Consider the following 11,563-nt stretch of genomic DNA (forward strand, 5'->3'; position numbering starts at 1 on the left):
GCGATGACGGATCATTGGCAGACGGGCGGGTGCCTGTGCGGCGCTGTCCGCTATACGCTGTATACCCCGCCAAAATGGACTGCGCTGTGCCATTGTGACAGCTGTAGGCGCGCGGCCTCAGCCCCTGTTGTGGCGTGGATGGGGTTTGCCCCCGACGCCGTGGATTGGTCAGGCGAACGGCAGTTTTACAAATCTTCCCCCCATGCCAATCGCGGGTTCTGTCCGACCTGTGGCAGCCAGATGAGTTTCGAAAGCGACCGCTGGCCCGGCGAAATCCACCTCTATGGCGTCAGCTTGGACACGCCGGAGGCTTACGTGCCCCAATTGCATTGCTACACTGACGAACACCTCGATTGGCTGCGCCTCTCAGATGATCTGCCCCGCTTTGCGCAATCCGCAGACAGCGAACCGGCAGGGCCGCCTTCTGACCGTCCTTAAAGATAGGCCATGTCCAGCGTCTGCAGCGCCCGATCGACCACGTCTGCATCAGACAACCCAGCCAAATCTCTGGCCGGTTGCCCACCATTGAACGCCATGATCACGGGCTCACCGATATAAGGATAAAAGTTGAGCCACTCGTTAAACTGGCCGCGCGGCAAACCGTTTTCCGGTGTGGCGATCCACGTGACATCCGCGTCCCAGAAGACGTCGTCGTATCGAAGGTACAGCTTATCCAGAAGACCCATGCCCAATTGGGAAATGGCATGTTGTTTCTCATCGGGCAGCGCGGGGGTGAAGGCAATATTACCTGCTTTCAGGACACCAAGAGGCACGGTCACAATGACGGCGTCGAAGGTCTCGGCGTGTCCTACCCCGTCGGTCAGCTCAACGCCCCCGTCCCGCAGATCGACGCCCCCCAGACTGCGGTTCAACTGAATGTTCAAATCCGCCGCAAACGCATCAAACAATTGCGCATAGCCGCCAGGAAAGATGACTTCGTCCCCATCATAGTCATCATCCCACACATAAGCAGACATGTTGATGTCGTCCGCCTCCGCCCCGAAACTGTGCTGAACTGCAACCTGTGAATAAAGCCAATCAGGCGCTTCACTGTCAGGGATCAATCGCCCACTTGCGCCACGGGTCACATAACTCTCTTGGGTGATTTGGGTAACGATGCCACGTTGTTGGGCAAGCTGCGCCAAGGGGTTTCCGTCTGTGCCGTGTATCCAGCTGGCCCCCAAATCGAGGGGCGCATTCAAACGGGTGTCTGTCCAAATCCGGCCACCGATCCGGTCGCGCGCCTCCCAGATCGACACGTCATATCCCGCTTTCGTCAAGGCATCCGCGGCTGCCAGACCACTCATGCCAGCGCCCACAATCCCGACCTTCCGCGCATCGGTTTCAAAGAGGGCCTCTGCTGCGATGATCCCGGATTCGTAGGCCGCATGCACGGTGCTGTTGTAGGACGGATGGGTTGCCTCGCCCGCAAAAAAGAGCCTCCCTTCGATCGGCTGCCCCAACGCGCGGTGATCGCGACGCCACGACCCCTTCGCGAGATAGGAATAGGATCCGAAGCTGAAGGGATCGCGGCTCCAGTTTGTGCGGATGTATCCAGTCGGAGCACGCCCGCCCTGCGCACCGCCAGCCAGCGGAGCAAAACCAACGGTCATGGCGCCCAACGCGGCCGTGATAAACTGGCGTCTGTTCATATCGTGCTTCGAATGGTCCAGTGGCTGCTGCGCCCGTTCCAGCATTGCATTGGTCACGCGTCTTCCACCTGTTGGTGGAGGTTATCTGTTTTTGCCGAAATGAAACTGTCCAGCGTCGCAAGCTGCGCCTGCGGATCGGTTCCATAAGCCTTCAAAAACACCCACAACCCGTGGCCAATACTGCGCAGTAGCTCATCTTGGGTCGGGCGTTCTTCGGCATAATGGAGGTATCGGTCACGCGGGCCGGACAAGATCAGCGACCAGAGGTTTTGGGCTGCCAGATCCGGCGCATCCGTCTGAATTTCACCGCTACGCACGGCGTCATTGATGAAATCAACCAGACCTTCAAACGCGCGCGCAGGCCCGTTCTGATGATAGGCGATCGCTGTTTCCGGACGCCGCGAGGCCTCCCCTAATATCAGCCGCGCCAACGACAACATGTCAGGGCGCAACACGAAATCCGCGTAGACCCACGAAAACCGCCACAATCGTTCGACCAAGGGGCCGTCCTTGGCCATCAACGGGGCCACGATTTGCGTGCGCGCTTGATCCAGTACGGCCTCAAGTAACACGTCCTTGCCACCAAAATACTGATACAGGGTTGGTTTCGACACATCGGCGCGGTTTGCGATGCGATCCATCGACGCGCCATCAAATCCGTTTTCGCAAAACTCATCATGGGCGGCCTGCCGGATACGGTCCGCCTTTTCGCGCTGACGTTCCGGCAGACTGGCCTTGTAGTCCACAGCCACGTCCGGCAGCCGTGACAAAAACCGGTGCAGCAGATCATTGGTGACTGCGGGGGCCTCAAGGTTGCAGATATGCCCCGCCCCCGCGATGACCTCAAACTGGACATCCGCGATACGCCCGTTCAGCGTACGCGCGTCTGCGATACGTTCGGACACACGTCGGATCTCGGCAGGGGGGGCCAGTTTATCGTGCTCGCCCGTCATCAACAAAACGGGGCAATCTATCTTGGAAAAATCAAATTGTTCCAGCGGGTTGGTGAAACACTGGAGCGCATCGCGATAGGTGGCACTGGGGATCGCGGCCATGGATGCCCGCATCGCGTCACGCTGGGCCTCAGTGGCGTCCGGCCCTGCGATAATGTCCACCACCGCGGGCGCGAAATCGGCAGGGGTTTGGCCTGCGTCCAACGGCACCTCGCGGCTGACACGAAACGTCTCACGCTCGCGCGGGTCGGCTTCGGACATGCCGGTGCAACCGCCCGCAAGGACAAGCCCCACCAGTTTGTCGCTGTGGCGCATGGCAAAACTCGTGCCAATCCAGCTGCCATAGCTCAGCCCGACCAACACCAGCCGAGAGGCACCGAACGCCGTCATCACAAACAGAATGTCGTCGCAATAATCGTCGATCTGCGACGGCCCCGTCCCCAGCGAACTGCCCCCGTAGCCGCGCAGATCCATCGCCGCGACGTTGTACTGTGCGGCAAGCGCTGTGACCTGCGCGTCCCAATTCGTCGCGTTTCCTCCGATCCCGTGAAGAAACAGCACCAACGTATCGCTTTGTGCCTTTTGCCCCCCGTGCCGCACGCTGAGTTCGGGCAGACCCCCAATCACCGTCACATCAGGCACAACATCGCCGCGTTGCAGCTTCGGGCGGGGAATGGATTTTGACGTTGTCTTTGCGTCAAGTGCGTCCAACCCGGCCTCAAAAATGGCTTCGGTCCCTGCCGCGATGCCGTCAATCCTGTCCGCTGAGGCTGCGATATCCGCGTGCCATGTGACGACGCACCCGCCGTCAGCCCCAGTCACCTCAACCCGGGCCGCATAGTTGAGCAAACCGTTGATCCCCCTGAGAGCGGTATAACACAGCACCCGATCTGTATCGCTGACATAGGTCCGGCGTTCCTCATAGGGCTGGCCGTCCAGATCCGTAAAGCTGCGCAACAGCGCCCCGTCCGGTGACCGCAAAAGATCGCAGGACGCAACAGCGGGATGCCATGAGACATCAAACGTGCCCAAGACCGCCCAGACCGCTTCGCGGGATGCAGCGATCTTGCGGACGACATGCACGGACGAAGTGGCCATGCCCTATTCCGCCGCGATGTCGTCTGCCGTTTGCGCAGGACGCCACATGGAAATCCGCGCCGATACAGTTTCGGTGTTCACCTTGTCGATGTCGTCCATGTCATAGACGGACATCATCGCCAGGTAGTCTTCCATAATTTCAGTCGTATACGGCAGCATCAGCGCCCCGCACCGGCTGTCACGATAGATGCGTTCCAACGGCAGAGATTTCAACATGGACTGCCCGCCACAGGTTCGGATCGCAAGGGCAGCCATTTCCTGCACGCCTTCCATGACCGAATATTGTGCCGCGTAAATGCGCATGACTTCTGCCTTTGATGGGAAGGGCTTGGCCTCAAGGAAGGCGTTGATCCAAAGGTTGCGCATCTCGGTTAGTTTCTGGAACATCTTGCCGACGGTCGCCCGTTTCGTGGGATACACCCGCCGGTCGATGGGCGGCAGGTCAGGCAGCGTTCCAGCCAGATAATCGACCGTGAAATTATAGGCCGACTGGGCGACCCCCATATAGGCGGGCGTCAGTGTCGCCATCATATGGGGCCATTGCGACAGGGTTTTGCCGAAGACACCGGCGGGCATCATCATGTCGTCTTCCGACACGAACACATCCTTCAGGATCAAATCACGGCTGACCGTCCCGCGCATGCCAATCGGATCCCATTCACCCACTATGGACAAGCCCGGCGCGTCCTTGTGCACCGCGAAATCCATCGTGTCTTCGTGCGCAGGTTCTTTGCCTTCGAAATGTTCGGTGCACACGATCGAATAATAGTCGCAGTTGCCTGCCAGCGACGCGAACTTCTTGAACCCATTGATCACCCAGCCGCCATCGACGCGGCGGCAGTTGGTTTTGATCGGCTCGGACGTCCAGTTGGCGCCCCCTTCGGAAATCGGCTGGCTAAAGACTGCACCGTCATTGACGACCTTGGCGAACTGCAACTCACGCATACGTTTGAAGGCCGTGCGCTCTTCGGGTGTCAAATTGTCCATTTCATACATGAACCGCAGCCACATCATGGACGAAGTGTGCATATTGAACGTCAGCGCCGTGGCCCCACAGTATTTGCCGATCTCGGCCCCGATGGTGGCATATTCGCCAAGCGTGAACCCCATGCCGCCAAACTCTTCCGGGATCACCAACTTTAGAAAACCATGTTCGCGCAGCTCATTGTAATTTTGTGTGGGAAAGCTTGCATCACGGTCATGCTCGGGGGCGCGTTCGGCAAATTTGGGGCCAAGCGCGTTGATTTTTTCCAACATCGCGATGTGTTCGGGGCGAAAGCGGCTCAGGTCATAGTAGTCTGCGAAATTCATGCCAAATCTCCTTGCAGGTGGCCGTCGACGACCACGGGCGTTCCGTCAAGTGTGATGGTGCAGCCGCGCATGGGCAGATCGAAATGCCCCAGCGTAAAACGGCCCGCGTATTGGTTTGACCCTGTGGACCACAGGAAATTACCCGCCCAAGCGCGGAACTCCGTGGCCTGCACGTCGCGCTTGTCATAAAGCGCCATGCTCTCCCAGCGGGCCCGTGGGTTCATGCCCCAGCCGACATGGCTTAGGCCATAGGCGATGGGATCCTCCCACGCCGCGAGGTATTCGCGAAACAGGTCTGCATCGACACTGTCGCCGCCAATTTCACGCACAAAATCATCCTCAATGCGAAAATCCAACGGGCTGTTCAGGTAGGTTTTAAACGTCAGGTTCATGTCACCGGGCGCCATCACGATACGGCCGTTGATCGTGTTCTTGCCGGGAAAACACAGGCACAGCCCACCAGGCCAGTGCGCCACGCCACCTTGGGCCTCGGTAAAACCGGGCGTGCCGCCACAGGGCGCATCCCGAATGTCGATCACCAGATCCGTGCCTGCCTTCGACGTTACCCGCATCTGCGACGCATCGCGCAGCATCTCAATCCCGCGGTCCACCTTGGGGCCAAGGGCGGCCTGCGGTTCTGTCCGTTCGAGGATCTCGGGGTGTTCATTGCAGACCACAAACAGACGAGTGCCAGCCTCTTCGATCTCGGGCCATTCCTCTGCGTGCAACAGGCCTTCGACGGTCACGTCCACGATGACATCCACGCCCTTAAGGGCTTCAATCACGGGCCGCATGTTGGCGATGGCGTTCGACGCGCCAGTGGATTTGACAGGCACCGGCGCGGTTTGCGAGGGGGTCGGCAAATCCACCGTGAAATACTCCGCCCCCAGATCATAAAGCGCCAGCGCGCTCAGCTCACGCAGGATGGGGCGGGACTGGCTTTCCGCGACAATCGCGACAGACGTGCCCGCGCCGATGCCGTTCAATTTCAGCACCCGCCGAAAGCTGGCAATCCACTTTCCCTCTGGTCGTTCTTGAAGCATCTCACGCTTTCTTTACTATACCGTTTAGTAATTAGGCGCAGTCGAACGGGACTCTGTCAACGATAATATTTGAAACCAAATGGATATCCTGGACGCAACGTGGGGGCGCGTCATGGGTACCCAAGGGGCAGGATCACCTGCGGCCCCCGTTAAGCCCCAGATCGCCTGACCCGATTGGATCAGCCCGGTCCATTTCCCGACAAAGCTTATTGCACCGTCTGAGGGCAGGAAACCTAGCCCATATTTCTTAAGTTCTTCAGCGATCCTCTCGCGGAGGTCTGGACCTGTCGCGCTTTTGTGCCGCTCCAAGTGCTCGTTTAGGCCGCTTTGATCTGCTCGGGGGTCATCAGTTGGGCCGCAGCACCTGCAGCCAACTGCACCTGTTGGCTTTCACGCAGCACGTCCGCAAAGCCTTCGTTATCGGCCAGATACATGTAGCCAAACGACCGGATCGAAAGCTCAGGCACGCGGTCGTCGTTGCCCATATAGCGGGGCAGGTTTTTGACCAAGTCAGCGGCAAACTGGCTGATCCGCACGTTTAATTCACCCGAGAACTGTTGTCGCATGCACGAATTGGTGTGCATCGTCGATGTGTTTTCGTTGGTCAGGTCGCGATCAACGACCAGAACTGTGCCGTCAAAATCCATGTCATCAGACAGGAACCAGGCGGCGGATGCGCCCCTTATCGCCCCGCCAATGATGACCACGTCTAGGATGTACTGTTGGGTGTCTGGGTATTCATACGCTGTCCCCTCTTGCGACGGCTGCTTCGACGTCTGCGATGTCGGCGGCGGATAGGTTGTGGTCACGCGCGGCCGTCTCGGCCGAGATATAACCACGTGCCAAATCCCGTTTGACGAGATCGACAGACCGCTCGGACGGGTCGCCGTAGCCAGCACCGCCAGGGAAGGCCATGACGACTTTGCGCCCGTGGGCCACGAATTGTTTGCCTTTGCCGTTCATCGCAGTGCCATCGTCCTGCACGATTGTCGTGGCTGCACCGGCTTTACCTCCGCGCCGACCACGTGCCGGATGATCAACGCGGTCAAACATGGCTTGGATGTCAAACTCATGCCCCTCTTGCGCGCCAACTTCCATGTATTGACCGAGCCCCCCCCGCGTTTTGCCAGCGCCGCCTGAATCCGGTCGAAGCTCTTTGCGCCAGATGATGACTGGGCCTGCGTGTTCTGTGGCTTCAATCGGCATTGTCATTACGCCCGACGGAAAGGCCGTGGCGTTCAATCCGTCATGTTCGGGCCGCGCGCCGGAACCGCCGGAGTTAAAGGTGAGCACCTCGGAGCGACGGGCATGCGCGGGCGCAGGTGCATCGGTGCGCGGGCGCAAAGACACTTGGAAATTGCACAGACATCCCGCCCCTTCAGCGGGCACCAACCCGGGTACGATTTTGTCAAAGGCATCATAGACTGCGTCCGGAACAAAGTGCCCAACGATATGGCGTAGGGCAACAGGTGCCGGGTGAAGCGCGTTCACGATGGAATTTTCCGGGGCTTCGATTTCAAACGGAGCAAGCGAGGCCGCGTTGTTCGGGATTTCGGGCGCAATGGCGACCTTCAAAGCATAGCAAGCATAGGCTTTTGCATAGACCAGTGGGCAATTGATGCCTTTCTTGTCGAGGCCGGAAGATCCAGTGAAATCTGAAACAATACGGTCTCCTTGCACGCTCACTTTGACTTTCAAAGTGATGGGGCAATCAAAGCCGTCCATTGTCATCTCACCGGTTGCGGTTTGCTGCGGCAAGGCTGCAATCCGTTCAATGGTCGCACGGCGCGAGTTGTCGAGGATGAAGGTCGCGATGCCGTTCAGGTCGTTGAGTGCGAACTCTTTCATCATGTCCACAAGGCGGCGGTGGCCGATCTCGTTACAGGTGGCCAGCGCGTAGATATCGCCAATCAACTGGTCTGGCTCGCGTACGTTACCGCGGATTATGCGGGTCAGCGTTTTATCTACCACGCCTTTGTCCGCAAATTTCATGATCGGAATATAGAGGCCTTCTTCGTAGACGCTGTGCGCATCCGCTCCAAACCCGCGACCGCCAATATCGACGATATGCGCGGTACAGGCAAAGAACCCAACCAGTGCGCCACCATGAAAGGATGGCGTGACCATTGTTATGTCATGCAAATGGCCCGTGCCCTCCCACGGGTCATTCGTGATATAGACGTCGCCGTCATGGATGTTGTCGCGCCCAATCCTGCGGATGAAATGTGCGACCGCATCGGCCATAGCGTTGACGTGCCCGGGTGTTCCAGTCACCGCCTGTGCCAGCATGTTGCCAGCCACATCATAGACCCCGGCTGACAAATCTCCCGCCTCACGCACGGACGTCGAAAACGCAGTGCGGACCAAGGCTTGCGCTTGCTCTTCAACGACCGAGATCAGACGGTTCCACATCACCTGATAGGCAACTTTTGAATGCTCTTGGGTCATTGGGTGGCCTCCTTGGTGATAACATCAATGCAGCCGTCTGGCTGGCGGATCGCATCTCGGCTGGCGGGTACAATGATCGTGGTTTCATCTTCCACCACCGCAACGGGGCCCGTTGCCCGGTCGCCTGCCGTCATATCGAACCGTTTGACAACATCGGCGTCGAGGAATTTTCCCGATGCCGCATCGAACAACTGGCGCGTTCCATCCGGTGTTGCAGAGGCTTCACCGTTGGTCTCGTCCATTCGCGCCACGTCTTCTGGCGGCGTCGTGGCGTTCACGGACCAGACAGTGATTTCGATATCCATACCTGAGACCGGGCGCCCAAACAGTTTTGTGTAGTCTTCGATAAACCGTGCCTCGAACGTTGCCACATCGGGGTTCATGGCTTGCTCTTCCGTCAACGAGATCGGGATTTCCCAACCTTGCCCAATGTAGCGCATGTAAACTTTGAATTCTGACAGGATCGGGCTGACTTCGTCGCAAGTGCGTACAAAACCGGTTGCCTCGGCCATAAGGTCGGTCAGCAGGCCCTTGATCCGCGCAGGATCAAAGTCACTGAGCGTCATGTAGACGGACCGGTTTGCCTCAAAGCTGAACGGTGCGCGAAGGAAGCCGATGGCAGACCCAACGCCTGCCCCGGGTGGTACAAGCAATCTGTTGACCCCGAGCTTCTCAGCCAGACGACCTGCGTGCAGCGGAGCAGCGCCACCAAATGCAATCATCGTATATTCCGAAAGGTCTTCACCGTTTTCGACCGCATGGACACGGGCGGCATTCGCCATGTTTTCATCAACGACTTCGGCCACGCCAAAGGCGGCTTCGACGGCATCCATGTCGAGTGTTTCGCCCACGTGACCTGCCAATGCGGATTTGGATTGATCCGGATGCAGTTTGAGCGAACCACCGGCAAAGTTGTCGGGATCAAGCTTACCAAGCACCAAATCCGCATCGGTAACTGCAGGGCGTTCTCCGCCGCGGCCATAGCAAGCAGGCCCCGGTTCCGACCCCGCACTTTCGGGGCCAACACGGATTTGGCGCAACGCATCCACATGCGCCAGCGATCCCCCGCCCGCGCCAATCTCCACCATGTCGATCACAGGGATCGAGATCGGCATGCCAGAGCCCTTCTTAAACCGATATGTCCGCGCGACCTCGAACACACGGGACGTTTTCGGCGTTTGGTTCTTGATAAGACAAATCTTGGCGGTCGTGCCGCCCATGTCGAACGACAGAACTTTATCGAGACCGTACCGCGCCGCGATGTGCGCGGCAAAAACAGCCCCCCCTGCGGGCCCAGATTCAACCAAACGCACAGGAAAATCTGCAGCGTTCTGGATCGAAATGATCCCACCACCAGAGTGCATTAGGAAGATGCGACAAGTCACACCCTCGGCTTTCAAACGATCCTCTAGTCGGCCAAGGTAAGACGCCATGAGGGGTTTGATATAGGCGTTGGCAACGACGGTATTGAAGCGTTCGTATTCGCGCATCTGCGGTGAAACTTCGGACGAAATTGACACCGAGACATCGGGCAGTCTTTCGGCCAAGACATCGCGTACCAATTGCTCGTGTGCGGGGTTTAAATAGGAATGGATCAGGCCGACCGCGACACTCTCAAAACCGGCTTCGGCAATCTTGTCGACAACGGCCTCAACCTCGGTTCGATCCATTTCCACGAGGATTTGACCATTCGCATCAACGCGTCCTGCAACGGTGAAGCGCATCTGACGGGGTAATAGCGGGTCTGGCAGGTTCAGGTTTAGATCATACTGCTCGAACCGCGATTCCGTGCGCATCTCGATAACATCGCGGAAGCCTTGTGTCGTGATCAACGCCGTTTTCGCGCCCCGCCGTTCGATCAAGGCGTTGGTGGCAAGCGTGGTGCCGTGAATGATCTGTCCGATTTGCGCCGGCGTCACACCTGCCTTGGTACAGACCTGATGCATCCCGTCGATGATTGCATTTTCGGGTGCCGCGTAGGTCGTTAGCACCTTCGTCGAAAACGGCATACCGTCCTTTTCCAATACAACGTCGGTAAATGTGCCGCCGATATCGACGCCAAGGCGAACGGTAGGTGCTGTCATGTTGGGCTCCTGCTTTAGGTTCCCTACAAAGTTGCTCCAAAAAAGGTCAAATAATCAAATCGATTAAATTTCTCACCCGGATCATTTTTATTGATCTAAGTAAGAGGGCCGCATTGCGTCCTTTGCGATCTGCGCTGCTTTTTCTACGTAAAGGCCGGCACGGGCGGGCGCGAAGCGCGCATAGAATGACAAAGGTTCAGGGACCCAATCAGCCTCCACGCGGTGTAGCTCACCCGATGCAATCTCGGCGCTCACAAGCCGTTCGGGCAATAGCGCAACTCCCAACCCTTCTAGGGTCATTGGAACACAGGCAGACAAAGCACTGGAATGAACGATCCTCTCACGCCTCAAACCACGCTTCGTTGCAAGATCGTGCAAACGCGACTTCGGTTGGCCCCTTGACATATGTACGTTTGCGCTCACGCCGACAAAAGTCGTTCAAAAAGACCAATGTCCCCTGTGCAGGCTGCGACCGCAGCATCTTCACTTGCAGGTGAACGGCAGCTATGGGCCGTTCGTTTACAAACCGATGTTGGCCGGTTCAACCTCGGTAAGAAGTGTTCAGGACGAAACGGAAAAAAGGTCGTGCCACCTCGAAAGACGGAGGTCAGAACGGTGGTAAATAGTCTGGTGAGGGGTCAGTTACTGCGGATGGAGGTATGCAGAGGTTACGCGATATTGTACCCTCAAATGTACCCCATTTTGATCGAAAGAGAAATAAGTGAGAAATCCCAGCATGTTCGCTAGATTAAATGGCGGAGACGAAGGGATTCGAACCCTCGAGACCCTTCCGGGCCTACTCCCTTAGCAGGGGAGCGCCTTCGACCACTCGGCCACGTCTCCGCTGACCCGTCTAGCGTCACCGCACCTGAGGGGCAAGTCGGAAAGTGACCGTCGTGCTGACTGTCTGCCCGGTCCTGCCACCGTCACACCGGACCGGCCGATGCCTTCCGCAAAAAGGGGCAAAACCCCAC

Annotated in this window: 9 protein-coding genes and 1 tRNA gene; 1 reads left to right on the top strand and 9 read right to left on the bottom strand. The window is 57.9% G+C overall.

The genetic code is table 11. From position 1 onward, the window contains the following. Positions 1-3: 3 nt before the first annotated feature. The gene (locus tag PSJ8397_RS11305; RefSeq protein ID WP_159453134.1) at positions 4-438 is read left to right on the top strand and encodes a GFA family protein; all 435 of its coding nucleotides are present in this window, start codon (positions 4-6) and stop codon (positions 436-438) included. On the opposite strand, the gene PSJ8397_RS17400 is transcribed toward PSJ8397_RS11305, so the two are convergent. The 9 genes from PSJ8397_RS17400 to PSJ8397_RS11350 form a co-directional block, all read right to left on the bottom strand. Further along, a complete protein-coding gene (locus tag PSJ8397_RS17400; protein ID WP_085864704.1) occupies positions 435-1,709 on the bottom strand; it encodes an FAD-dependent oxidoreductase in 1,275 nt (424 codons plus the stop codon). The genes PSJ8397_RS11305 and PSJ8397_RS17400 overlap by 4 nt on opposite strands. Continuing rightward, positions 1,706-3,703, bottom strand: coding sequence for an alpha/beta fold hydrolase (locus PSJ8397_RS11315; RefSeq protein ID WP_085864705.1), 1,998 nt, complete (start codon positions 3,701-3,703; stop codon positions 1,706-1,708). The genes PSJ8397_RS17400 and PSJ8397_RS11315 overlap by 4 nt, the downstream gene beginning before the upstream one ends. Positions 3,704-3,706: 3 nt before the next feature. Next, positions 3,707-5,014 (bottom strand): acyl-CoA dehydrogenase family protein, encoded by a 1,308-nt coding sequence (locus PSJ8397_RS11320; RefSeq protein WP_085864706.1) that lies wholly within the window; start codon positions 5,012-5,014, stop codon positions 3,707-3,709. Further along, the gene (locus PSJ8397_RS11325) at positions 5,011-6,057 is read right to left on the bottom strand and encodes a peptidase M29 (protein WP_085864707.1); all 1,047 of its coding nucleotides are present in this window, start codon (positions 6,055-6,057) and stop codon (positions 5,011-5,013) included. Before PSJ8397_RS11325 ends, PSJ8397_RS11320 begins: the two co-directional genes overlap by 4 nt. A 317-nt stretch (positions 6,058-6,374) precedes the next feature. After that, on the bottom strand, positions 6,375-6,866 hold the full coding sequence (locus tag PSJ8397_RS11330) for an FAD-dependent oxidoreductase (RefSeq protein WP_306372142.1): 492 nt from the start codon (positions 6,864-6,866) through the stop codon (positions 6,375-6,377). Beyond that, complete coding sequence (locus tag PSJ8397_RS11335) at positions 6,796-8,505, bottom strand: hydantoinase B/oxoprolinase family protein (RefSeq protein ID WP_085864708.1); 1,710 nt, start codon at positions 8,503-8,505, stop codon at positions 6,796-6,798. The genes PSJ8397_RS11330 and PSJ8397_RS11335 overlap by 71 nt, the downstream gene beginning before the upstream one ends. Then, positions 8,502-10,589: a hydantoinase/oxoprolinase family protein gene (locus PSJ8397_RS11340; protein WP_085864709.1), complete on the bottom strand. Its 2,088-nt coding sequence runs from the start codon at positions 10,587-10,589 to the stop codon at positions 8,502-8,504. The genes PSJ8397_RS11335 and PSJ8397_RS11340 overlap by 4 nt, the downstream gene beginning before the upstream one ends. Before the next feature lie 87 nt (positions 10,590-10,676). Beyond that, the gene (locus PSJ8397_RS11345) at positions 10,677-10,994 is read right to left on the bottom strand and encodes a LysR substrate-binding domain-containing protein (protein WP_085864710.1); all 318 of its coding nucleotides are present in this window, start codon (positions 10,992-10,994) and stop codon (positions 10,677-10,679) included. A 348-nt stretch (positions 10,995-11,342) separates the two neighbouring features. Next, positions 11,343-11,432: transfer RNA gene (locus PSJ8397_RS11350), tRNA-Ser, on the bottom strand. Between the last annotated feature and the right edge of the window lie 131 nt (positions 11,433-11,563).

The sequence above is a fragment of the Pseudooctadecabacter jejudonensis genome (assembly GCF_900172275.1).
GTDB classification, from domain to species: Bacteria; Pseudomonadota; Alphaproteobacteria; order Rhodobacterales; family Rhodobacteraceae; genus Octadecabacter; species Octadecabacter jejudonensis.